Origin of the sequence: Leclercia adecarboxylata, assembly GCF_006874705.1 — a bacterium.
Taxonomy (GTDB): Bacteria; Pseudomonadota; Gammaproteobacteria; order Enterobacterales; family Enterobacteriaceae; genus Enterobacter; species Enterobacter adecarboxylatus_C.
In genome coordinates, this window is sequence record NZ_CP035382.1 from 2,551,429 (window position 1) to 2,576,062 (window position 24,634).

Here is a 24,634-nt window from a genome sequence, read left to right on the forward strand (position 1 = left end):
GGTGAAATGGTGAATCCCACGCCAATTCTCCCTGGCGGGGCGCGGCATCATAATGGGCGCCATCAACGCCGTCTATGATCTAATCAGGGTGAAATTAAAAATTTTTTTATCCTTCCCCCTTGATGCATGCCGTTGCGACCCCATCTTGTAGTCAACCGCAGTGTGTGGACCTGAAAAAATTCAAATCTGGGCAGTTGAAAAAGCACCTTCTGCCCTTATTACAGGTACACAACCACATGTTGACTGAATTTTTAGTGGAGACGTTTAGATGGGTAAAATTATTGGTATCGACCTGGGTACTACCAACTCTTGTGTAGCGATTATGGATGGCACTACTGCACGTGTGCTGGAGAACGCCGAGGGCGATCGCACCACGCCTTCTATCATTGCTTATACCCAGGATGGTGAAACTCTGGTTGGTCAGCCGGCTAAACGTCAGGCAGTGACAAACCCGCAAAACACCCTGTTTGCGATCAAACGCCTGATTGGCCGTCGCTTCCAGGACGAAGAAGTGCAGCGTGATGAAGCCATCATGCCGTACAAAATCATCGGCGCCGAGAACGGCGACGCATGGATTGACGTTAAAGGTCAGAAAATGGCACCGCCGCAGATCTCTGCTGAAGTGCTGAAGAAAATGAAGAAAACGGCTGAAGATTACCTGGGTGAAGCGGTAACTGAAGCGGTTATCACCGTTCCTGCATACTTCAACGATGCTCAGCGTCAGGCAACCAAAGACGCGGGCCGTATCGCGGGTCTGGAAGTCAAACGTATCATCAACGAACCAACCGCAGCGGCGCTGGCCTACGGTCTGGATAAAGAAGTCGGCAACCGTACTATCGCGGTATACGACCTCGGTGGCGGTACTTTCGATATCTCTATTATCGAAATCGACGAAGTTGACGGCGAAAAAACCTTCGAAGTTCTGGCGACCAACGGTGATACCCACCTGGGTGGTGAAGACTTTGACAGCCGTATGATCAACTACCTCGTTGACGAATTTAAGAAAGATCAGGGCATTGACCTGCGTAACGACCCGCTGGCAATGCAGCGCCTGAAAGAAGCCGCAGAAAAAGCGAAGATCGAGCTCTCTTCTGCGCAGCAGACCGACGTGAACCTGCCGTATATCACTGCAGATGCCACCGGTCCAAAACACATGAACATCAAAGTGACTCGCGCGAAACTGGAAAGCCTGGTTGAAGACCTGGTTAACCGTTCCATCGAGCCGCTGAAAGTTGCTCTGCAGGATGCGGGTCTGTCCGTCTCCGAAATCCAGGACGTTATCCTGGTGGGTGGTCAAACCCGTATGCCAATGGTTCAGAAGAAAGTGGCTGAATTCTTTGGTAAAGAGCCGCGTAAAGACGTTAACCCGGACGAAGCCGTTGCTATCGGTGCTGCCGTTCAGGGTGGCGTGCTGACTGGTGAAGTTAAAGACGTACTGCTGCTGGACGTTACCCCGCTGTCTCTGGGTATCGAAACCATGGGCGGTGTGATGACGGCGCTGATCGCCAAAAACACCACCATCCCTACCAAGCACAGCCAGGTGTTCTCTACCGCTGAAGACAACCAGTCTGCGGTAACCATCCATGTGCTGCAGGGTGAGCGTAAACGTGCCGCAGATAACAAAGATCTGGGTCAGTTTAACCTCGATGGTATCAGCCCGGCACCACGCGGTATGCCACAGATCGAAGTTACCTTCGACATCGATGCTGACGGTATCCTGCACGTTTCCGCGAAGGACAAAAACAGCGGTAAAGAGCAGAAAATCACCATCAAGGCCTCTTCCGGTCTGAACGAAGAAGAGATCCAGAAAATGGTTCGCGAAGCGGAAGCAAACGCCGAGTCTGACCGTAAGTTCGAAGAGCTGGTTCAGACCCGTAACCAGGGTGACCATCTGCTGCACAGCACTCGTAAGCAGGTTGAAGAAGCCGGCGACAAACTGCCAGCTGACGACAAAACCGCTATCGAGTCTGCACTGAGCGCGCTGGAAGCGTCCCTGAAAGGTGAAGACAAAGCCGATATCGAAGCGAAAATGCAGGCGCTGGCTCAGGTTTCCGAGAAGCTGATGGAGATCGCGCAGCAGCAACACGCACAGCAGCAGGCTGGCGCGGGTGCTGACGCTTCTGCAAACAACGCGAAAGATGACGACGTTGTCGACGCAGAGTTTGAAGAAGTGAAAGACAAAAAATAATCGCCCTTTGAACGGGTAATACACTGGCACGGGCGAAGAGGTTTCCTCTCCGCCCGTGCACGCATGTTAGGGGCAGATAAAACAAGATGGCTAAGCAAGACTATTACGAGATTTTAGGCGTTTCCAAAACAGCGGAAGAGCGTGAAATCAAAAAGGCGTATAAGCGCCTGGCCATGAAATTTCACCCGGACCGCAACCAGGGTGACAAAGAGGCCGAAGCCAAGTTTAAAGAGATCAAAGAAGCCTACGAAATCCTGACCGATGCCCAGAAACGTGCGGCCTACGATCAGTACGGCCACGCTGCGTTTGAACAGGGCGGCATGGGCGGCGGCGGCGGATTTGGCGGCGGCGGCGCAGATTTCAGCGATATCTTTGGTGACGTCTTTGGCGACATCTTCGGCGGCGGCCGCGGTCGTCAGCGTGCGGCCCGTGGCGCAGACCTGCGCTACAACATGGAGCTGTCGCTGGAAGAGGCCGTACGCGGCGTAACGAAAGAGATCCGCATTCCAACCCTCGAAGAGTGCGACATTTGCCACGGCAGCGGCGCGAAAGTGGGTACCAAGCCGCAGACCTGTCCTACCTGTCACGGTTCCGGCCAGGTGCAGATGCGTCAGGGCTTCTTTGCGGTGCAGCAGAGCTGTCCGCACTGTCAGGGTCGCGGTACGCTGATCAAGGATCCGTGCAACAAGTGCCACGGTCATGGTCGCGTTGAGAAGACAAAAACCCTGTCCGTTAAAATTCCGGCAGGGGTGGATACTGGCGATCGTATTCGTCTGTCTGGCGAAGGCGAAGCGGGTGAACATGGCGCACCGGCAGGCGATCTGTACGTTCAGGTGCAGGTGAAGCAGCACGCGATTTTCGAACGTGAAGGCAACAACCTGTACTGCGAAGTGCCGATCAACTTTGCGATGGCGGCGATGGGCGGTGAAATCGAAGTGCCAACCCTTGACGGTCGCGTAAACCTGAAAGTGCCTGGGGAAACCCAGACCGGCAAGCTGTTCCGCATGCGCGGTAAAGGCGTTAAATCGGTGCGTGGCGGCGCGCAGGGCGACCTGCTGTGTCGTGTGGTAGTTGAAACCCCGGTTGGCCTGAATGAAAAACAGAAGCAGCTGCTGCGAGAGTTGCAGGAGAGCTTCGGCGGCCCAACGGGTGAGAACAACAGCCCGCGCTCCAAAAGCTTCTTTGATGGCGTGAAAAAATTCTTTGACGATTTGACTCGCTAATCGGTGAGCTGACGTTATTCTCAAAGCCCGGAAGCGATTCCGGGCTTTTTTATGGTTGAAAAGATAGCTCGAAAAAACTGAGTGCATACTCAATATTAACCTGCTTTTACCGATTAATTGCCGCGAGTATGATGGTTTTATCGAGGGATTGTCGTAAAGAGAGAGAGTAATAGTGAAACTTCTGCACCGTTTTTTCCAGAATGAGGCCTCCGGTGGCATCATTCTTATTCTGGCCGCTGCGCTGGCAATGCTGCTGGCTAACCTGGGCGCTACCCGCGACCTGTATCACGCTTTTCTGGAAACTCCCGTTGAACTTCGCGTCGGCGTGCTGGAAATTAACAAGAACATGCTGCTGTGGATCAACGATGCGCTGATGGCGGTCTTTTTCCTGCTGGTAGGCCTGGAGGTCAAGCGTGAGCTGGTACAGGGCTCCCTGGCCAGCCGCCAGCGCGCTGCGTTTCCGGTGATTGCCGCTATCGGCGGGATGGTCGTACCGGCGTTGATCTACCTGGCCTTTAACTATCAGGATCCGGTTGCCCGCCACGGCTGGGCGATCCCGGCCGCGACGGACATTGCCTTTGCGCTGGGCGTTCTGGCCCTGTTGGGCAACCGCGTGCCGATGGCGCTTAAAATCTTCCTGATGGCGCTGGCGATCATCGATGACCTGGGCGCGATTATCATTATTGCCCTGTTCTACACCAGCGAGCTGTCGGTGTTGTCGCTGGGCGTTGCGGCGGCGGCCATTGCGGCGCTGGCGCTGCTGAATATCTTCAATGTCCGTAGGATCGGCATCTATGTGCTGGTGGGAGTGGTTCTGTGGACGGCAGTGCTGAAATCGGGCGTACATGCCACCCTGGCGGGAGTGATTATTGGCTTCTTCGTGCCGCTGAAGGCGCAGGGAGGCAAATCTCCGGCGAAGCAGTTAGAGCATGTCCTGCATCCGTGGGTGGCCTTTATGATCCTGCCGCTGTTTGCCTTTGCTAACGCGGGCGTCTCCCTTGAAGGGGTGACTTTCGGTGGGCTGACCTCAATGTTACCGCTGGGGATCATTGCCGGCCTGTTTATCGGCAAGCCGCTGGGCATCAGCCTCTTCTGCTGGCTGGCGCTGAAACTGAAGCTGGCCTCGTTGCCACATGGCACTACCTGGCGGCAGATCATGGCCGTTGGCGTGCTGTGCGGGATTGGCTTTACGATGTCGATCTTTATCTCGACGCTGGCGTTTGGCCCGCATGCCCCGGAGCTTATCGTCTGGGCTAAACTGGGTATCCTGGTCGGTTCGCTGCTGGCGGCGTTTATTGGCTATGCCTTACTGAAAATGAAATTGTCGGGGCAGGTGCATCCGGCTTAACGGGACTTTGGGAGGGACAGGCCGCCCTCCCACTAACACTATCAGGGAGCGAGGATCGTATGTCTCATCTTAACTACAACCATCTGTACTACTTCTGGCATGTCTATAAAGAGGGCTCGGTTGTCGGCGCTGCAGAGGCGCTCTACCTGACGCCGCAGACGATTACCGGGCAGATCAAAGCCCTGGAAGAGCGTCTGCAGGGGAAGTTATTCAAGCGCAAGGGGAGGGGGATCGAACCCAGCGAACTTGGCGAGCTGGTGTTTCGCTACGCCGACAAAATGTTCACCCTGAGCCAGGAGATGCTCGATATCGTCAACTATCGCAAAGAGTCGAACCTGCTCTTTGACGTCGGTGTCGCGGATGCGCTGTCAAAACGGCTGGTGAGCGGCGTGCTGGATGCGGCGGTGGTTGAGGATGAACAGATCCACCTGCGCTGTTTTGAATCCACCCACGAGATGCTGCTGGAGCAGCTGAGTCAGCACAAGCTGGACATGATTATCTCCGACTGCCCGATCGACTCCACCCAGCAGGAAGGGCTGTTCTCGGTGAAAATAGGCGAGTGTGGCGTCAGCTTCTGGTGTATTAACCCGCCGCCGGAAAAACCTTTCCCGGCCTGCCTGGAGGAGCGCCGGCTGCTGGTGCCAGGCAGACGCTCCATGCTCGGACGCAAGCTGCTGAACTGGTTTAACTCGCAGGGGCTGAAAGTGGAAATTCTGGGTGAGTTCGATGATGCCGCGCTGATGAAAGCCTTTGGCGAAGCGCATAACGCGATCTTCGTTGCCCCGACGCTTTACGCGCAGGATCTCTATTCGGACATCAGGATTACGGAGATTGGCAGGGTGGATAACGTGATGGAGGAGTATCACGCGATATTTGCCGAAAGGATGATTCAGCATCCGGCGGTGCAGCGTATCTGTAACCGTGACTACTCGGCGCTGTTTACGCCTCCGGCAATCTGAAGGCATAAAAAAACCCGCGTTAAGCGGGTTCTTTAAACAAGCAACAACAAGTGGCGATTAAGCCAGTTTGCTGATCTGCGCGGTCAGGTTTGCTTTATGACGCGCTGCTTTGTTTTTGTGGATCAGACCTTTAGCAGCCTGACGATCCACGATTGGTTGCATTTCGTTAAATGCGTTCTGCGCTGCAGCTTTGTCGCCAGCTTCGATTGCTGCGTATACTTTCTTGATGAAAGTACGCATCATAGAGCGACGGCTTGCGTTGTGCTTACGAGCCTTTTCAGACTGAACGGCACGTTTCTTAGCTGATTTGATATTAGCCAAGTCCAACTCCCAAATATGATCTATGTGGACAATTCAAAGGCCGAGGAATATGCCCTCTCTGCCTTCTTTTGTCAATGGATTTGTGCAAATAAGCGCCGTTAATGAGCGACGCTACGTTACGTAGTGATGGCGCAGGATTCTACCAGCTTGTCTCTCCTGAATACAGCTTTTCGACATAAAAATCGTCATCTGCGGACAGATTTTTTCGCTGTGAAAGGCAACCCTGATGAAATCATTACGGCTTTCTGTTTTGCGTGAACAATCGTCGGTTAACCTTAACCGCTGTACAAGGTATACTTTGGCGATTTTCACTGTTTTGAGCCAGTCATGAAGCTGATACGCGGCATACATAATCTCAGTCAGGCCCCGCATGGGTGTGTGCTGACTATTGGTAATTTCGACGGCGTGCATCGTGGACATCAGGTGCTGTTGCAGGGGTTACGTGAAGAGGGGCGGGCACGAGGTCTGCCGGTAGTAGTCATGATTTTTGAGCCGCAGCCGCTGGAGCTTTTTGCCAGCGAGAAGGCGCCTGCGCGCCTGACCCGCCTGCGTGAAAAGTTGCGTTACCTGGCGCAGTGCGGCGTGGACTACGTCCTGTGCGTGCGTTTTGATCGGCGCTTCGCCGCGCTGACGGCACAAAATTTTGTCAGCGACCTGTTGGTCGATCGCCTCGGCGTGCGCTTTCTGGCGGTAGGAGATGATTTCCGCTTTGGCGCTGGTCGTCAGGGGGATTTCTTGCTATTACAGAAGGCTGGCCTGGAGTATGGCTTTGACGTCACCAGCACCCAGACCTTTTGCGAAGGCGGCGTACGCATCAGCAGCACGGCAGTACGCCAGGCGCTGGCGGAAGACGACCTGGATGCCGCCGCAACGCTGCTCGGACGCCCGTTCTCAATTTCCGGGCGCGTCGTGCATGGCGATGAACTGGGCCGCACCATTGGTTTCCCTACGGCGAACTTACCGCTGCGCCGTCAGGTTTCCCCGGTAAAAGGGGTCTTTGCGGTAGAAGTGACGGGGCTGGGCGATAAGCCTCTGCCCGGCGTGGCCAATATTGGTACCCGTCCAACAGTGGCTGGCGTACGCCAGCAGCTCGAAGTGCATTTGCTGGACGTTGTAATGGACCTTTACGGTCGCCATATAGATGTAATCCTGCGTAAAAAAATACGCAATGAGCAGCGATTCGCCTCGCTTGATGAGCTGAAAGCGCAAATCGCGAGAGATGAGTTAACAGCCCGCGAAATTTTTGGGCTATCAAACCCGGCTTAATGCCTGAGATATAAATACGGAACCGAGAATCTGATGAGTGACTATAAATCAACCCTGAATTTGCCGGAAACAGGGTTCCCGATGCGCGGCGACCTCGCCAAGCGTGAACCGGGAATGCTGGCGCGTTGGACCGATGATGACCTGTACGGCATCATCCGTGCAGCCAAAAAAGGGAAAAAAACCTTCATTCTGCATGATGGCCCTCCTTATGCGAATGGCAGCATTCATATTGGTCACTCTGTAAACAAGATTCTGAAAGACATTATCGTGAAGTCCAAAGGCCTCACGGGCTTTGACTCGCCTTACGTTCCAGGCTGGGACTGCCACGGCCTGCCGATCGAGCTGAAAGTGGAGCAAGAGTTCGGTAAGCCAGGCGAGAAGTTCACCGCCGCTGAATTCCGTGCGAAATGCCGCGAATACGCCGCGACCCAGGTTGATGGTCAGCGTGAAGACTTTATCCGTCTTGGCGTGCTGGGCGACTGGTCGCACCCCTACCTGACCATGGACTTCAAAACCGAAGCAAACATCATCCGTGCGTTGGGCAAAATCATCGGCAACGGCCACCTGCACAAAGGCGCCAAGCCGGTGCACTGGTGCGTGGACTGCCGCTCTGCGCTGGCTGAGGCGGAAGTCGAGTATTACGACAAAACCTCCCCGTCCATCGACGTGGCCTTTGAAGGCGTCGATCAGGAAGCGCTGCAGGGCAAATTTGGCCTGCCGGGCGTAGAAGGCCCAATCTCGCTGGTGATCTGGACCACCACCCCGTGGACCCTGCCTGCTAACCGCGCGATCTCCCTCTCTGCGGAGTTCGACTATGCGCTGGTACAGGTTGAAGGCCGTGCGCTGATCCTGGCCAAAGACCTGGTTGAGAGCGTGCTGAAACGCGCGAACATCACCGAATACAGCATTCTGGGTACCGTTAAAGGTGCCGAGCTGGAGCATTTGCGCTTTAAGCATCCGTTCCTCGATTTCGATGTGCCAGCAATTCTCGGCGATCACGTCACCCTGGAAGCGGGTACCGGTGCGGTGCATACCGCCGGTGGCCACGGCCCGGACGACTACAATATCAGCCTGAAATACGGTCTGGAGATCGCTAACCCGGTTGGCCCGGACGGCGCTTACCTGCCAGGCACGTATCCGACCCTGGACGGCATCAACGTCTTTAAAGCCAACGACATCATCGTCAACATGCTGCGCGACAACGGCTCGCTGCTGCACGTTGAAAAAATGCAGCACAGCTATCCGTGCTGCTGGCGTCACAAGTCACCGATCATCTTCCGTGCGACCCCGCAGTGGTTTGTCAGCATGGATCAGAAAGGCCTGCGCGCGCAGTCGCTTTCTGAGATCAAAGGCGTGCAGTGGATCCCGGACTGGGGCCAGGCGCGTATCGAATCTATGGTTGCCAACCGTCCTGACTGGTGTATCTCCCGTCAGCGTACCTGGGGCGTGCCGATGTCTCTGTTCGTGCATAAAGAGACCCAGGAGCTGCACCCGAACACGCTGGAACTGATGGAAGAAGTAGCGAAACGCGTCGAAGTTGACGGCATTCAGGCGTGGTGGGATCTCGATTCCCGCGACATCCTGGGCGCTGACGCGGACAACTACGAGAAAGTGCCGGATACCCTGGACGTCTGGTTCGACTCCGGCTCTACCCACGCCTCCGTAGTTGACGTGCGTCCGGAGTTTGCCGGCCACGCCGCCGACATGTATCTGGAAGGTTCTGACCAACACCGCGGCTGGTTCATGTCATCCCTGATGATCTCCACCGCCATGAAGGGCAAGGCACCTTACCGCCAGGTACTGACTCACGGTTTCACCGTGGATGGTCAGGGCCGTAAGATGTCCAAATCTATCGGTAACACCGTTTCTCCGCAGGATGTGATGAACAAACTGGGCGCAGACATTCTGCGTCTGTGGGTGGCATCCACCGATTACACCGGCGAAATGGCGGTGTCTGACGAGATCCTGAAACGTGCTGCCGACAGCTATCGTCGTATCCGTAACACCGCGCGCTTCCTGCTGGCGAACCTGAACGGGTTCGATCCGGCGAAAGACATGGTGAAACCGGAAGAGATGGTGGTGCTGGATCGCTGGGCGGTAGGCTGCGCGCAAGCGGCGCAGGAAGATATCCTGAAGGCCTATGAGTCTTACGACTTCCACGAAGTGGTGCAGCGCCTGATGCGCTTCTGCTCCATCGAGATGGGTTCGTTCTACCTCGACATCATCAAAGACCGTCAGTACACCGCCAAAGCAGACAGCGTGGCGCGTCGCAGCTGCCAGACCGCGCTGTTCCATATCGCAGAAGCGCTGGTGCGCTGGATGGCACCGATCATGTCCTTCACTGCGGATGAGATCTGGGGCTACCTGCCTGGCGATCGTGAGAAGTATGTCTTCACCGGCGAGTGGTACCAGGGGCTGTTTGGCCTGGCAGAGACCGAAGCCATGAACGACAGCTTCTGGGACGAGCTGCTGAAAGTGCGCGGCGAAGTGAACAAGGTGATCGAGCAGGCGCGTGCCGACAAGAAAGTGGGCGGCTCTCTGGAAGCGTCAGTGACCCTGTACGCTGAACCTGAGCTGGCGGCGAAGCTGACGGCACTGGGCGATGAATTGCGATTTGTCCTGTTGACCTCTGGGGCGAATGTTGCGGATTATGCCGACGCGAGCGCGGATGCCCAGCAGAGCGAACTGCTCAAAGGGCTGAAAGTGGCGCTGGTGAAAGCCGATGGTGAGAAATGCCCGCGCTGCTGGCATTACACTACCGATGTCGGCAAGGTGGCGGAACACGCAGAGATCTGCGGACGCTGTGTCAGCAACGTCGCCGGTGATGGCGAAAAACGTAAGTTTGCCTGATGAGTAAATCACTCTCTTCAACAGGGCTGCGCTGGCTGTGGCTGGTAGTGGTCGTGCTGATTATCGATCTGGGCAGCAAGTACCTGATCCTCCAGAACTTTGCTCTGGGGGATACGGTTCCGCTGTTCCCATCGCTTAATCTGCACTATGCGCGCAACTATGGCGCGGCGTTTAGCTTCCTGGCTGACAGCGGCGGCTGGCAGCGCTGGTTCTTCGCGGGTATCGCGCTTGGTATCTGCGTGGTGCTGGCAGTGCTGATGTACCGCGGTAAAGCCACGCAAAAGCTGAATAACATCGCCTACGCGCTGATCATTGGCGGCGCGCTGGGCAACCTGTTCGACCGTCTGTGGCACGGCTTTGTGGTCGATATGATCGACTTCTATGTCGGCAACTGGCACTTCGCCACCTTCAACCTTGCCGATACGGCGATTTGTATCGGTGCGGCGCTGATTGTGCTGGAAGGCTTCCTGCCAAAACCCGCAGCGAAAGAGCAGGCGTAATTGTAAATGCCGGGTGGCGCTGAGCTTACCCGGCCTACAGAATTTGTGGCCTCCCGTAGGCCCGGTAAGCGCAGCGCCACCGGGCAACAGGTGACCCAAAACAAGCGAGCAATTTGCATGTCTAAATCCGTACAGAGCAACAGCGCGATGCTGGTTCATTTCACGCTGAAACTTGATGATGGCTCCACTGCGGAGTCCACCCGCAATAACGGCAAACCGGCGCTGTTCCGTCTTGGCGACACCTCTCTGTCGGAAGGTCTCGAGCAACAGCTGCTGGGGCTGAAAGAGGGGGAGAAGAAAACCTTCTCTCTGGAGCCGGATGCCGCGTTTGGCGTACCGAGCCCGGACCTGATCCAGTACTTCTCGCGCCGTGAATTTATGGATGCGGGCGAACCGGAAATCGGGGCGATTATGCTCTTTACCGCTATGGATGGCAGCGAAATGCCTGGCGTGATCCGTGAAATCAACGGCGATTCCATTACCGTCGATTTTAACCACCCGCTCGCCGGGCGTACCGTCCATTTTGATGTTGAAGTGCTGGAAATTGACCCGGTACTGGAGGATGTGAATGCAGATCCTGTTGGCTAACCCGCGCGGTTTCTGTGCCGGAGTAGACCGCGCTATCAGCATTGTTGAAAACGCGCTGGAGCTTTATGGCGCGCCGATTTATGTCCGTCACGAAGTAGTGCATAACCGCTACGTGGTGGATAGCCTGCGTACCCGCGGGGCGATCTTTATTGAGCAGATCGACGAAGTGCCGGATGGCGCGATCCTGATCTTCTCCGCACATGGCGTCTCCCAGGCGGTGCGTAACGAAGCGAAAAATCGCGATCTCACTGTCTTTGACGCCACCTGTCCGCTGGTCACTAAAGTGCATATGGAAGTCGCACGTGCAAGCCGTCGCGGCGAAGAGTCGATCCTGATTGGTCATGCCGGTCACCCGGAAGTGGAAGGCACCATGGGCCAGTACAGCAACCCGCAAGGGGGGATGTACCTGGTGGAGTCTCCGGACGATGTGCTGACGCTGAACGTCAAAAACGAAGCGAAGCTGTCGTTTATGACCCAGACCACGCTCTCGGTGGATGACACCTCTGACGTTATTGATGCGCTGCGTAAGCGCTTCCCGAAAATTGTCGGCCCGCGCAAAGACGATATCTGCTACGCCACCACTAACCGTCAGGAAGCCGTACGCGCCCTGGCGGAACAGGCGGATGTGGTGCTGGTCGTCGGCTCGAAAAACTCCTCGAACTCCAACCGTCTGGCCGAACTGGCGCAGCGGATGGGGAAAGCGGCGTTCCTGATTGACGATGCTACCGATATTCAGGAAGCCTGGGTGAAAGAGGCCCAGTGCGTCGGCGTGACAGCCGGTGCCTCCGCTCCGGATATTCTGGTACAGAACGTCATTGCACGTTTGCAGGAGCTGGGCGGCGGGGAAGCTATTCCTCTGGCAGGCCGTGAAGAGAATATCGTCTTCGAAGTGCCGAAAGAGTTGCGTATCGACGCCCGGGAAGTGGAATAACCCACCAAATCAAGCCAGCACATCCGTTGCTGGCTTTTTATTTGCCGCTTTGTACGGCGAAATCATGTCTTTTACTGATACTTCCCGCTGTTTATCATTAAATTCTAATTATTGGCGTTTTCGGATAGCGGCATCGACAGAGGCTGGTTAATCTGAAAACGGTTTACATCATTTTAACGTAAGAGAATAACTATGCATGATGCACAGGTCCGCGTCGCCATTGCTGGCGCGGGTGGCCGTATGGGCCGTCAGTTAATTCAGGCGATATTGCAGATGGATGGCGTCACGCTTGGCGCGGCTCTGGAGCGTGAAGGCTCATCGCTGCTGGGTGCCGATGCCGGGGAACTGGCGGGGGCAGGTAAGTCAGGCGTCACCGTACAAAGCAGCCTTGAGGCGGTTAAAGACGACTTCGATGTCTTCATCGACTTCACCCGTCCTGAAGGTACGCTGACTCACCTGGCGTTTTGCCGTCAGCATGGCAAAGGAATGGTTATTGGCACCACCGGTTTCGATGATGCTGGCAAGCAGGCTATTCAGGATGCCGCCAACGAGGTTGCTATCGTCTTTGCAGCGAACTTCAGCGTGGGCGTGAACGTCATGCTCAAACTGCTTGAGAAAGCGGCGAAGGTGATGGGGGATTACACCGATATCGAAATCATCGAGGCGCATCATCGTTATAAAGTCGATGCTCCTTCTGGCACCGCGCTGGCCATGGGCGAGGCGATTGCTCAGGCGATGGATAAGGATTTGAAAGAGTGTGCAGTCTACACCCGGGAAGGTCATACGGGAGAACGTGTCCCAGGCACTATTGGGTTTGCTACCGTTCGTGCGGGTGACATTGTGGGCGAACATACCGCGATGTTTGCCGATATCGGCGAGCGGGTTGAAATCACCCATAAAGCGTCCAGCCGTATGACTTTTGCAAATGGGGCGGTTCGTTCTGCAATTTGGTTGAAAGGCAAAAAAGATGGTCTTTTTGACATGCGAGATGTGCTCAATCTTAACAATTTATAATCATGATTACCCTTCGTGATGTGGTTATTGCAGTCATAAACAGTTGATTGCAGAGGGCAATATTTTATTGCCCTTCAATTTTATCCATTTTATTCATTTTTTAATGATAATGGTTCATAAATCAGTTTTATCTCCATTATTTTTGTTTCGATATTGTGAATTTTGACCAAATGGTCCACTTTTTGGGGCTGTGGGTGAATTCTTTATACTAAAACTGTCTCGCAAGCGTTTTCTTAAGTGATTTAGTTGATCTTTTTGCCCGTTAACAACCTTCCTGCTCATCAGTGCCGCAAAAACTACAAACAAAACCCACTTTTTAAGTTGACTTTCCCCCGCCAAATCTCCAGAATGCCGCCGTTTGCCGAAAATCCACTGGCAGCAGATTTGCATTGCTTCGTACTACGGTTATGAATTAATATGCAAATAAAGTGAGTGAATATTCTCTGGAGGGTGTTTTGATTAAGTCAGCGCTATTGGTTCTGGAAGACGGAACCCAGTTTATCGGTCGGGCCATTGGGGCAACAGGTTCGGCGGTTGGGGAAGTCGTTTTCAATACTTCAATGACCGGTTATCAAGAAATCCTCACTGATCCTTCCTATTCCCGCCAAATCGTCACTCTAACTTATCCCCATATCGGTAATGTCGGCACTAACGCCGCTGATGAAGAGTCCTCCCAGGTACATGCACAAGGTCTGATTATTCGCGACCTGCCGCTGATTGCCAGCAACTATCGCAATACCGAAGACCTCTCTTCCTACCTGAAACGCCATAACATCGTGGCGATTGCCGATATCGATACCCGTAAGTTGACGCGTCTGCTGCGAGAAAAAGGTGCCCAGAACGGCTGCATCATCGCTGGGGACAACCTGGACGCGGCTCTGGCGCAGGAAAAAGCCAAAGCCTTCCCGGGGCTGAACGGCATGGATCTGGCAAAAGAAGTGACCACCGCTGAGGCCTACAGCTGGACTCAGGGTAGCTGGACGCTGGCAGGTGAGCTGCCGGAAGCGAAAAAAGAAGACGAGCTGCCGTTCCACGTGGTGGCGTATGACTACGGTGCCAAGCGCAATATCCTGCGCATGCTGGTGGACCGTGGCTGCCGTCTGACCGTTGTGCCGGCGAAAACCCCGGCAGACGACGTGCTGAAGATGAACCCGGACGGGATCTTCCTCTCCAACGGCCCGGGTGACCCGGCACCGTGCGACTACGCAATCGACGCGATTAAGACCTTCCTTGAAACCGATATTCCGGTCTTCGGGATCTGCCTCGGCCATCAGCTGCTGGCGCTGGCGAGCGGTGCCAAAACCGTGAAGATGAAGTTCGGTCACCACGGTGGTAACCACCCGGTGAAAGATATCGATAACAATACCGTGATGATTACCGCGCAGAACCACGGCTTTGCGGTGGATGAAGCCTCCATGCCGGCAACACTGCGCGTAACGCACAAGTCGCTGTTCGACGGCACCCTGCAGGGGATTCATCGTACCGACAAACCGGCGTTCAGTTTCCAGGGGCACCCGGAAGCCAGCCCAGGCCCGCACGATGCCGCGCCGCTGTTCGATCACTTCATCGAACTCATTGAGCAATACCGTAAGACCGCTAAATAATCAGGAGCCGAGAAGACCATGCCAAAACGTACAGACATAAAAAGCATCCTGATCCTTGGCGCTGGCCCGATTGTTATCGGCCAGGCCTGTGAGTTCGACTACTCCGGCGCTCAGGCGTGTAAAGCCCTGCGCGAAGAGGGTTACCGCGTTATCCTGGTGAACTCCAACCCGGCAACCATCATGACCGACCCGGAAATGGCCGATGCGACCTACATCGAGCCGATTAACTGGGAAGTGGTACGTAAGATCATCGAAAAAGAGCGTCCTGATGCGGTACTGCCGACCATGGGCGGCCAGACGGCGCTGAACTGCGCGCTGGAGCTGGAGCGTCAGGGCGTGCTGGCCGAGTTCGGCGTGACCATGATTGGCGCGACCGCCGATGCGATTGATAAAGCGGAAGACCGCCGTCGCTTCGACGTGGCGATGAAGAAAATCGGCCTCGACACCGCGCGCTCCGGTATCGCCCATAACATGGAAGAAGCGCTGGCGGTTGCCGCTGACGTGGGTTATCCGTGCATCATCCGTCCGTCCTTCACCATGGGCGGCACTGGCGGCGGTATCGCCTATAACCGCGAAGAGTTTGAAGAGATCTGCGAACGCGGTCTGGACCTCTCCCCAACCAAAGAGCTGCTGATTGATGAGTCGCTGATCGGCTGGAAAGAGTACGAGATGGAAGTGGTGCGTGATAAAAACGACAACTGCATCATCGTCTGCTCCATCGAAAACTTCGACGCCATGGGCATCCACACCGGTGACTCCATCACCGTGGCACCAGCCCAGACGCTGACCGACAAAGAGTACCAAATCATGCGTAACGCCTCGATGGCGGTACTGCGTGAGATTGGCGTCGAAACCGGTGGCTCTAACGTTCAGTTCTCGGTTAACCCGAAGAACGGTCGTCTGATTGTTATTGAGATGAACCCGCGTGTATCCCGCTCCTCCGCCCTGGCATCGAAAGCGACCGGCTTCCCGATTGCTAAAGTGGCGGCGAAACTGGCAGTGGGTTACACCCTCGACGAGCTGATGAACGACATCACCGGTGGCCGCACGCCGGCCTCGTTCGAGCCGTCTATCGACTACGTTGTGACCAAAATTCCTCGCTTCAACTTCGAGAAATTTGCCGGTGCGAACGACCGTCTGACCACCCAGATGAAGTCCGTCGGTGAAGTGATGGCGATTGGCCGCACCCAGCAGGAATCCCTGCAGAAAGCCCTGCGTGGCCTGGAAGTAGGCGCCACTGGTTTCGACCCGAAAGTGAGCCTGGACGACCCGGAAGCGCTAACCAAAATCCGTCGCGAGCTGAAAGACGCCGGTGCCGAGCGTATCTGGTACATCGCCGACGCCTTCCGTGCCGGTCTCTCCGTCGATGGCGTATTCAACCTGACCAATATCGACCGCTGGTTCCTGGTGCAAATTGAAGAGCTGGTGCGTCTGGAAGAGAAAGTTGCGGAGCTGGGTATCAACGGCCTCGACGCTGACTTCCTGCGCATGCTGAAGCGTAAAGGCTTTGCCGATGCGCGTCTGGCAAAACTGGCGGGCGTGCGCGAAGCGGAAATCCGTAAGCTGCGTGACCAGTACAACCTGCACCCGGTCTACAAGCGCGTGGACACCTGTGCGGCAGAGTTTGCCACCGACACCGCGTACATGTACTCCACTTATGAAGACGAGTGCGAAGCGAACCCGTCCGTTGACCGTGACAAAATCATGGTGCTGGGCGGTGGTCCAAACCGTATCGGCCAGGGCATTGAGTTCGACTACTGCTGCGTACACGCCTCGCTGGCGCTGCGCGAAGACGGTTACGAGACCATCATGGTCAACTGTAACCCGGAAACTGTGTCTACTGACTACGACACTTCCGACCGCCTCTACTTCGAGCCGGTTACCCTGGAAGACGTGCTGGAAATCGTACGTATCGAGAAGCCAAAAGGCGTTATCGTGCAGTACGGCGGCCAGACCCCGCTGAAGCTGGCGCGAGCCCTGGAAGCGGCAGGCGTACCGGTAATCGGCACCAGCCCGGATGCGATTGACCGCGCTGAAGACCGCGAGCGTTTCCAGCATGCCGTTGACCGTCTGAAGCTGAAACAGCCAGCCAACGCCACCGTGACTGCGATTGAGCAGGCGGTTGAGAAGGCAAAAGAGATCACCTACCCGCTGGTAGTGCGTCCATCTTACGTGCTGGGCGGCCGGGCGATGGAAATCGTCTACGACGAAGCTGACCTGCGCCGTTACTTCCAGACTGCGGTCAGCGTCTCTAACGATGCGCCAGTGCTGCTGGACCGCTTCCTGGATGATGCGGTGGAAGTGGACGTCGATGCCATCTGCGACGGCGAAATGGTGCTGATTGGCGGCATCATGGAGCACATCGAGCAGGCAGGCGTACACTCCGGTGACTCCGCCTGTTCACTGCCAGCCTATACGCTGAGCAAAGAAATTCAGGACGTGATGCGCGACCAGGTACAGAAACTGGCCTTCGAGTTGCAGGTGCGCGGTCTGATGAACGTGCAGTTTGCGGTGAAAGACAACGAAGTGTACCTGATTGAAGTCAACCCGCGTGCGGCGCGTACCGTACCGTTCGTCTCCAAAGCCACCGGTGTTCCGCTGGCGAAAGTGGCGGCGCGCGTGATGGCGGGTCAGACCCTGGCTCAGCAGGGCGTGACCAAAGAGATCATCCCACCGTACTACTCGGTGAAAGAGGTGGTACTGCCGTTCAACAAATTCCCGGGCGTCGACCCGCTGTTAGGGCCAGAAATGCGCTCTACCGGTGAAGTGATGGGCGTTGGCCGCACCTTCGCAGAAGCGTTCGCTAAAGCGCAGCTGGGCAGTAACTCCACCATGAAAAAGCAGGGTCGTGCGCTGCTGTCCGTGCGTGAAGGGGATAAAGAGCGCGTAGTGGACCTGGCAGCGAAACTGCTGAAGCAGGGCTTCGAGCTGGATGCGACCCACGGTACCGCGATTGTACTGGGTGAAGCCGGTATCAACCCGCGTCTGGTGAATAAGGTGCATGAAGGTCGTCCGCACATTCAGGACCGTATCAAGAATGGCGAATACACCTACATCATCAACACCACCGAAGGGCGTCAGGCGATTGAAGATTCCAAGCTGATTCGCCGCAGCGCGCTGCAGTATAAAGTGCACTACGACACCACCCTGAACGGCGGTTTCGCGACAGCCATGGCGCTGAACGCGGATGCCACCGAGAAGGTGATTTCGGTGCAGGAGATGCACGCGCAGATCGCGAAGTAATCGCTTCAGATTGTTCTTAAAACCCGCTACGGCGGGTTTTTTTATCCCTTTCCGACCAATTTTGGCGGTTGTGCTGCTCCCGCATACATCGCACTTTACGGTGAACCTGAAAAAAAGGAGTTCACTGTGAAACAGGCCCTTACGTTGATACCTCTGGTGGTGCTGCTTGCCGGCTGCGCCGATTTTGCCTCGTCGGTGACCAACACCATAGATGGAATGGGGATGACCCCCGACTATGCAAAAGGCTTAAAGGACGATCTTGAGCCGCAGAAAAAGTTAGCCACGCCGGTGGTGAAGGTGGCTGATACCGTGCCTGAGGGCAAGCTCGTCGAGAAGTATGACAATGGTAATAAGAAGTTTGAGACCGTCATTAAGAACCGTTGCTTTAACGACTATATCGACGTCTATTACCCGAACGGCGTTCTCAGAAGCCATACGCCGCTGGTTAACTGTCAGGCGGAAGGGCTGTCACAGGGCTATACCCAGGAAGGGAAGCTGCGCTCGACCATTACGTTCAAACAGAGTGTGGCGAACGGCGAGGCAAAAACCTATGACGCGAGCGGCAAAGTCGTGCAGACGGTGATCTACAAAGATGGCTTCCCGCAGAAAAGCTAACCTTCAGAGTGTTCTGCATTTATCCCTGAGTATGGCGTATTCCACTACAGTTTACCCTGATGATAAAAATGACGACCAACAGGGAGAATACGATGCAAAACAAACTACTGATGGCTTCTGTCTTTGCGGCTGCAACTTTATTTACCGTGGCAGGGTGTTCATCTAATCAGGCGGTGAAAACTACCGACGGTAAAACCATTATCACCGATGGTAAGCCGCAGGTAGATGATGACACCGGCCTGGTCTCATATGAGAATGCGGAAACCGGGCAAACCGAGCAGATTAACCGCGATCAGGTTAAATCTATGGGTGAGCTGGATAACTGATAAAAAAGTGCAGTGGCCTGCGCCACTGCACTTCCTGTCGTAGTAAAGCAATTACCAACGATGGTTGAGCAGGATATGGCCGCCGTAGGCGTCGTAGCTGTTTTCACCCCATTCGCCGCTGGCACGCAACGAGATCAGCGTGGTCTCGTTCAGCTTGCCGGTAACGCCCAGCTCCAGCTGACCGCGATCGTCCGGGGTATCGTTGCTGAACGCTTCGCCGTTGAAGGCGATATCGTTCTGCCCGGCACCTTTCAGCCAGTTAACTGCCACATAAGGCTGCCACGCCTGCACATCTTTCTGGTTGAAATAGCTGGTTTTTACACCCATACGTCCCAGAATGCTGTCATTATCGAGGGTGGAAATACGCACCCCGTCAGCGTCCGTGTGATTTTCCTGATCAAGATAGCTATAGACAGCCTGAATCTGCGGTTCGATTTTCCAGGTTCTTTCGCTCTCTGAGTCAACAATCCAGGCGTGACCCGCTTCCAGCGAGGCAGCAAAGCCGTGGCTGTTATAAGACTCGTTGCTGCGACCATCGCTTCTCAGCTTGTTGTGATACCAGCCGAAAGAGGCCCAGCTATCGATGTAGCTGCCTTTACGCAGCTGCTGATCTTCCTGCCAGGTAGCATAAAAGCCGACATTGACACCGTCGACTTTGCCTTGTGCACTGCGCGAGTTATGGCGCGCGGTGGAATCGGTTTTAGCCTGGCCGGCACCGAACATCATCCCGCTATGCAGAACCCCTGTATCCATCTTCTTGCTGATGAAATCACTGCCGACCTGCATCACGTACTGAGTCGTGTCATAGTTAACTTTGCCACCCGCCACGTCATTTTCATGATAGCGGCCTTTGACGTACATCCAGGTGTTGAGATCCTCATCATTGCGCAGCGTCAGCTGATCGCGATCGTCGCGTTTATGCAGGAACATGTCCTGGGCGGCGAGGTAGTTTCCTAAATAGGCGCCCACTTCAGGTGCGAGGTTGGCCGGTGCCGGTGAAGGCGTTGGAGCTGGTGTTGGGTCTGGCGTTGGATCCGGTGTTGGGTCTGGTGTTGGATCCGGCGTAGGCGCAGGCGTAGTATCTAAAGATTCCAGGTACCAGTTGCCATCAGCGTGCTGGTTCAGGCTATATTCCCATGCGCCGACCACGACCGGTCTGGAGAGAGAAAACGCGGCATCGGAGTTACCGCCTACGCTCACCACCTGCATCCCGTTGACGGTCTGCGCGCCCGCTCCGCCGATATTGGAGATGCGAATACCAGATTCACCCGCGCTGTTGCCGGTGATGGTCAGATGGTCGGTAGCAGAGTTGTCATCGCCCAGCACGCTGTTCATGGCGATCAGGCTACCGCTTACGCCGGTGTAGTCACCGTTGATGGTGAACCTGTTGCCCACGCTGTCGTTCAGCCCGGCGATCTGTAGCGTGCCGCTGTTAGTGACGTTGCCGTTAATAGTGTTGAGGGTAGAAGAACTGGACGCGCTGTTCCCCTGCACGGCATTCCATGACGCCAGCACGCCGCCGCTGAGGATATCAACGTTGTTGTTTACAGTACCTGCGCTGGCAAAGGTTGCGCCATCCTGCACGGTGATGGTAGCCGTGTTGCCATCGCCACCCAGAGTTGCGCCTTCGGCTACCAGGGTTGTCCCGCTACGCAGAAGTGTGTTGCCGGTGTAGCTGTTGTTGCCTGTCAGGGTTAACAGGTTGGCATCCACTTTTTCTACGCTGCCGCTGCCGGTCATGTCCGAAGTGAAGGTGGAATCGGACCCCTGGTTAAAGATGAAAGTCCCGTTATTGGTGACGGTACCGGTCAGAGAGCCAGTATTAACGCCGTCGCCCAGTTGCAGCGTAGTGTTGTTGGCAACCAGCGTATTTCCCGCGCCATTTTTTACGTCGCCAGCGAAAGTCAGTTTACCCTTGTTGACCTTGATGGAATCGCCCGAGCCAATCACATCGACATTGCCGGTCAGAGCCCACTCTGTACCGTTCATGGTCATCGAAGCGAAACCGTCGCCCTCAGTGAGGCCGCGGAAATTGCTGTCTTCCGAACCCTGACCACTTAAAGACAAAGTGTTTGTTTTTGAATTGCTTGAGATAACATCGCCATCAAGTACCGAACCGGTTTTTAACGTTAGCGTGTTAGTTTGATTGCTTGCAAAGGTGATTGCACTTTCTGCGCCCTTAATCAGACCAGCATTAATGAGCTGAACGCTGTGATTATCGGTCACGATGACGCCATTTTTAACACCTTCGACTGTCCCGTTATTCTCAACGTTACTAATGCCTACATTGCTAAGCTTTACACCATTGTCGGTACTGCCACTGAAAATACCGTTATTAACGACCTGGACAGTTGTATCGGCTGAGAGTGCTGTTTTACCTTCAACAACGCCTGTTTGCGTATTATCAATGTTGACAGTACCTGAATCTTTCTCAAGTTTGATGCCATTTTCTGCGCCACTAATTTTCCCGGCGTTTTTTATTTCCCCACCCATTTTAACGATGTTAATTCCGTCGGCACCGGTGGAGTTTATCAGCGCATTTTGGTTGTTATTGAGCGTAATTCTTTGTCCGCCCGTTTGGATCAGCATGCCGTCGCCAGAGCCAGTAATCTGCCCGCTGTTATTGATACTCACAACGTCGGCACCAAGAACAGAGACAGAGGGACCGGTAGTGGAGGGGGAAATAATGACGCCTTCAGTGATGATGTACTTATCATCTTCTTCGAAAGCCAAAGCTTTAGTCGTCGATCCGCTGATCGTCGTTTCTGCGGATACCATTGGCGGCGTAAATACGATTAACGCTGATAAAGCTGGAAAAATAGCTTTTAATGACTTTGTTGTCCTGTTTAATTGCGGAGTTTTGTTTTTCATGTTCACATCCATTTTGTGATTAAAAGGATGCATACTTTAATAATGAGGTAATTTTTTGTAAACGGCGGCCTTTTAGGATTTTATTTATTGATAAAGTCTTAATTCATTGAGTTATATAATTTTTTAGCATGGGTGCTTATTTTAAAATATGGATTAAATTCAATTTTATTATCATATTTTTTGTATTGTTTTAGGCTGTGTTATTTTAATGGTAAATATTATTTTTTATCATTATGGGTCTAATCAAAATAATAGATTTTGACCCAAAGGCATTTATCAATCGTTGCGGTTAACGTCATCACGGCCGCAGACCCCTTCAAACGCCTCGCTTTCCTGTCTACACTGACTGACACAACAAGAAAGCAGTGCAATCAGGTTAATCATGATACTTATTATTTACGCCCACCCCTATCCGCATCACTCCCATGCGAATAAGCGAATGCTCGATCAGGTAAGGACGCTTGAGGGCGTAGAGATCCGCTCTCTCTATCAGCTCTATCCCGATTTCAATATCGATATCGCTGCCGAACAGGAGGCGATCGCCAGAGCCGATTTAATCGTCTGGCAGCATCCGATGCAGTGGTACAGCACACCGCCGCTACTCAAGCTGTGGATCGATAAAGTGTTCTCTCACGGCTGGGCATACGGCCATAACGGCAAGGCCCTCAGAGGGAAAAGCCTGCTGTGGGCCGTGACCACCGGTGGCGGCGAAAGCCATTTTGATATCGGCTCCTTCCCCGGTTTTGACGTCCTGGCGCAACCGCTGCAGGCGACCGCTCTGTATTGCGGTCTGAACTGGCTCCCGCCGTTTGCCATGCATTGCACTTTTGTCTGTGACGACGAAACGCTGCAGGCACAGGCCCGGCACTATAAACAACGTTTACTCGACTGGCAGGAGGCGCACCATGGATAGCCATACGTTGATTCAGGCGCTGATCTATTTAGGCGCCGCGGCGCTGATTGTACCGGTTGCGGTACGCCTCGGCCTGGGTTCGGTGCTAGGGTATCTGATCGCCGGATGCGTCATTGGACCGTGGGGATTCCGACTGGTTACCGACGCCGAGTCGATCCTGCACTTTGCCGAAATCGGTGTGGTGCTGATGCTGTTTGTCATTGGCCTCGAGCTGGATCCGCGTCGTCTGTGGAAGCTACGCGCATCGGTATTTGGTGGCGGGGCACTACAGATGCTGGCCTGTGGACTGCTGCTGGGCGGATTTTGCATCCTGCTGGGCATGGACTGGAAGGTGGCGGAGCTGATCGGCATGACTCTGGCTCTCTCCTCCACGGCTATCGCTATGCAGGCCATGAACGAGCGTAACCTGACGATTTCCCAGATGGGACGCAGCGCCTTTTCGGTGCTGCTGTTCCAGGATATCGCGGCCATTCCGTTGGTGGCGATGATCCCGCTGCTGGCCGTGTCCGGGGCCTCCACCACCCTCGGCGCCTTTGCGCTTTCGGCATTAAAGGTCGCCGGGGCGCTGACCCTGGTGGTCCTGCTTGGCCGATACGTTAGCCGACCGCTGCTGCGCTTTGTCGCCCGTTCCGGCCTGCGGGAAGTGTTCAGCGCCGTGGCCTTGTTCCTGGTCTTCGGCTTTGGCCTGATGCTGGAAGAGGCGGGGCTCTCCATGGCGATGGGCGCGTTTCTGGCCGGCGTCCTGCTGGCGAGTTCGGAATACCGCCACGCGCTGGAAAGCGATATCGAGCCTTTCAAAGGTCTACTGCTGGGGCTGTTTTTCATCGGCGTCGGCATGTCCGTAGATTTCGGGACCTTAGTAACCCATCCGCTGCGCATCGCCATTCTGCTGGTGGGCTTCCTGGTGATTAAGATGGTGATGCTCTGGCTGGTGGCCCGTCCGCTGAAGGTGCCCGGGAAACAGCGCCGCTGGTTTGCGGTGCTGCTGGGGCAGGGGAGTGAGTTTGCGTTTGTAGTGTTTGGCGCGGCCAGCATGGCGAACGTGCTCGATCCGGAGTGGGCTAAGGCGCTGACGCTGGCGGTGGCGCTCTCGATGGCGGTGACGCCGCTGCTGCTGGTGGTGTTGACCCGCCTGGAAGCGGCCGACAGCGGACAAGAGCGCGAGGCGGATGAAATAGACGAAGAACAGCCGCGGGTGATCATTGCCGGGTTTGGTCGCTTCGGTCAGATTACCGGCCGTTTGTTGCTCTCCAGTGGCGTGAAGATGGTCATCCTCGATCACGATCCCGACCATATTGAAACCTTGCGTAAGTTTGACATGAAGGTCTTTTACGGCGATGCCACGCGCGTGGATTTACTGGAGTCCGCCGGGGCGCGGAAGGCCGAAGTGTTGATCAACGCCATAGACGATCCGAAGAATAGCCTGCAGCTGGTTGAGCTGGCGAAGACGCATTTCCCGCATCTGAAAATCATCTCCCGCGCGCGCGATATCGACCATTACATCAAACTGCGTCAGACAGGTGTCGATGCACCAGAGCGTGAAACCTTTGAAGGGGCGCTGAAATCCGGCCAGCTGGCGCTTGAGAGCCTTGGACTCGGGGCGTATGAGGCCCGGGAGCGGGCAGACCTGTTCCGACGTTTTAATATTGAGATGCTCGAGGAGATGGCTGAAATGGCGGAGAACGATGCCACGTCACGCGCGGCGGTGGTTAAACGCACCAGCGCCATGCTGATGGACATCATCAATGAAGATCGTAATCATCTCTCGCTGACCCAGCGTCACGGCTGGCAGGGAACGGAAGAGGGTAAGCATACCGGCGATCCGGGAGACGAGCTGGAGAGTAAACCGCTGGCGTGAAGAGGGGTTGCCAGCA

General features: G+C 55.1%; 19 protein-coding genes and 1 pseudogene. 18 read left to right on the forward strand and 2 right to left on the reverse strand.

What is annotated here, in order from left to right; genetic code table 11:
• Positions 1-268 precede the first annotated feature (268 nt).
• The 4 genes from dnaK (at position 269) to nhaR (ending at position 5,718) form a co-directional block, all read left to right on the forward strand.
• A complete protein-coding gene (dnaK, locus tag ES815_RS13165) occupies positions 269-2,188 on the forward strand; it encodes a molecular chaperone DnaK (RefSeq protein WP_142488182.1) in 1,920 nt (639 codons plus the stop codon).
• 86 nt (positions 2,189-2,274) lie between these two features.
• Entirely contained in the window at positions 2,275-3,411 is a 1,137-nt protein-coding gene (gene dnaJ / locus ES815_RS13170) for a molecular chaperone DnaJ (protein ID WP_142488183.1), read from the forward strand.
• Positions 3,412-3,583: 172 nt separating this feature from the next.
• Positions 3,584-4,759, forward strand: a complete 1,176-nt coding sequence (nhaA, locus tag ES815_RS13175; RefSeq protein ID WP_142488184.1) for a Na+/H+ antiporter NhaA — start codon at positions 3,584-3,586, stop codon at positions 4,757-4,759.
• Positions 4,760-4,818: 59 nt separating this feature from the next.
• Positions 4,819-5,718: a transcriptional activator NhaR gene (gene nhaR, locus ES815_RS13180; RefSeq protein ID WP_142488185.1), complete on the forward strand. Its 900-nt coding sequence runs from the start codon at positions 4,819-4,821 to the stop codon at positions 5,716-5,718.
• Positions 5,719-5,775: 57 nt separating this feature from the next.
• Here the strand turns inward: nhaR and rpsT are convergent, their stop codons facing one another.
• Entirely contained in the window at positions 5,776-6,039 is a 264-nt protein-coding gene (rpsT, locus tag ES815_RS13185) for a 30S ribosomal protein S20 (protein ID WP_012015991.1), read from the reverse strand.
• A gap of 101 nt (positions 6,040-6,140) precedes the next feature.
• Between rpsT and ES815_RS23955 the strand changes: the two are divergent.
• The 11 genes and pseudogenes from ES815_RS23955 to ES815_RS13245 all read left to right on the forward strand — a co-directional run bounded on the left by ES815_RS23955 (position 6,141) and on the right by ES815_RS13245 (position 18,976).
• A pseudogene (locus ES815_RS23955) lies at positions 6,141-6,359 on the forward strand (DUF2575 domain-containing protein).
• Between the two features lie 7 nt (positions 6,360-6,366).
• Complete coding sequence (gene ribF, locus ES815_RS13200; RefSeq protein WP_142488186.1) at positions 6,367-7,305, forward strand: bifunctional riboflavin kinase/FAD synthetase; 939 nt, start codon at positions 6,367-6,369, stop codon at positions 7,303-7,305.
• A gap of 33 nt (positions 7,306-7,338) precedes the next feature.
• Positions 7,339-10,155: an isoleucine--tRNA ligase gene (ileS, locus tag ES815_RS13205; protein WP_142488187.1), complete on the forward strand. Its 2,817-nt coding sequence runs from the start codon at positions 7,339-7,341 to the stop codon at positions 10,153-10,155.
• The gene (gene lspA / locus ES815_RS13210) at positions 10,155-10,655 is read left to right on the forward strand and encodes a signal peptidase II (protein WP_039030431.1); all 501 of its coding nucleotides are present in this window, start codon (positions 10,155-10,157) and stop codon (positions 10,653-10,655) included. Before ileS ends, lspA begins: the two co-directional genes overlap by 1 nt.
• Before the next feature lie 117 nt (positions 10,656-10,772).
• Positions 10,773-11,243, forward strand: a complete 471-nt coding sequence (gene fkpB, locus ES815_RS13215) for an FKBP-type peptidyl-prolyl cis-trans isomerase (protein ID WP_142488188.1) — start codon at positions 10,773-10,775, stop codon at positions 11,241-11,243.
• Complete coding sequence (gene ispH, locus ES815_RS13220) at positions 11,224-12,174, forward strand: 4-hydroxy-3-methylbut-2-enyl diphosphate reductase (RefSeq protein ID WP_142488189.1); 951 nt, start codon at positions 11,224-11,226, stop codon at positions 12,172-12,174. The genes fkpB and ispH overlap by 20 nt, the downstream gene beginning before the upstream one ends.
• Positions 12,175-12,366: 192 nt before the next feature.
• Positions 12,367-13,188, forward strand: coding sequence for a 4-hydroxy-tetrahydrodipicolinate reductase (dapB, locus tag ES815_RS13225; RefSeq protein WP_142488190.1), 822 nt, complete (start codon positions 12,367-12,369; stop codon positions 13,186-13,188).
• Between the two features lie 455 nt (positions 13,189-13,643).
• On the forward strand, positions 13,644-14,792 hold the full coding sequence (carA, locus tag ES815_RS13230) for a glutamine-hydrolyzing carbamoyl-phosphate synthase small subunit (protein ID WP_142488191.1): 1,149 nt from the start codon (positions 13,644-13,646) through the stop codon (positions 14,790-14,792).
• An 18-nt stretch (positions 14,793-14,810) separates the two neighbouring features.
• Positions 14,811-18,035, forward strand: a complete 3,225-nt coding sequence (gene carB / locus ES815_RS13235) for a carbamoyl-phosphate synthase large subunit (protein ID WP_142488192.1) — start codon at positions 14,811-14,813, stop codon at positions 18,033-18,035.
• Between the two features lie 126 nt (positions 18,036-18,161).
• A complete protein-coding gene (locus ES815_RS13240; RefSeq protein WP_142488193.1) occupies positions 18,162-18,650 on the forward strand; it encodes a toxin-antitoxin system YwqK family antitoxin in 489 nt (162 codons plus the stop codon).
• Between the two features lie 92 nt (positions 18,651-18,742).
• Positions 18,743-18,976: a YgdI/YgdR family lipoprotein gene (locus ES815_RS13245; RefSeq protein WP_142488194.1), complete on the forward strand. Its 234-nt coding sequence runs from the start codon at positions 18,743-18,745 to the stop codon at positions 18,974-18,976.
• Between the two features lie 51 nt (positions 18,977-19,027).
• Here the strand turns inward: ES815_RS13245 and ES815_RS13250 are convergent, their stop codons facing one another.
• Positions 19,028-20,971, reverse strand: coding sequence for an autotransporter outer membrane beta-barrel domain-containing protein (locus ES815_RS13250; protein ID WP_260609620.1), 1,944 nt, complete (start codon positions 20,969-20,971; stop codon positions 19,028-19,030).
• 283 nt (positions 20,972-21,254) lie between these two features.
• Between ES815_RS13250 and ES815_RS23960 the strand changes: the two genes are divergently transcribed.
• The 3 genes from ES815_RS23960 (at position 21,255) to kefC (ending at position 24,618) form a co-directional block, all read left to right on the forward strand.
• On the forward strand, positions 21,255-21,866 hold the full coding sequence (locus tag ES815_RS23960) for a hypothetical protein (protein ID WP_231313090.1): 612 nt from the start codon (positions 21,255-21,257) through the stop codon (positions 21,864-21,866).
• 363 nt (positions 21,867-22,229) lie between these two features.
• Positions 22,230-22,760, forward strand: a complete 531-nt coding sequence (gene kefF / locus ES815_RS13255; RefSeq protein ID WP_142488195.1) for a glutathione-regulated potassium-efflux system oxidoreductase KefF — start codon at positions 22,230-22,232, stop codon at positions 22,758-22,760.
• The gene (kefC, locus tag ES815_RS13260) at positions 22,753-24,618 is read left to right on the forward strand and encodes a glutathione-regulated potassium-efflux system protein KefC (RefSeq protein WP_142488196.1); all 1,866 of its coding nucleotides are present in this window, start codon (positions 22,753-22,755) and stop codon (positions 24,616-24,618) included. The genes kefF and kefC overlap by 8 nt, the downstream gene beginning before the upstream one ends.
• Positions 24,619-24,634 lie beyond the last annotated feature (16 nt).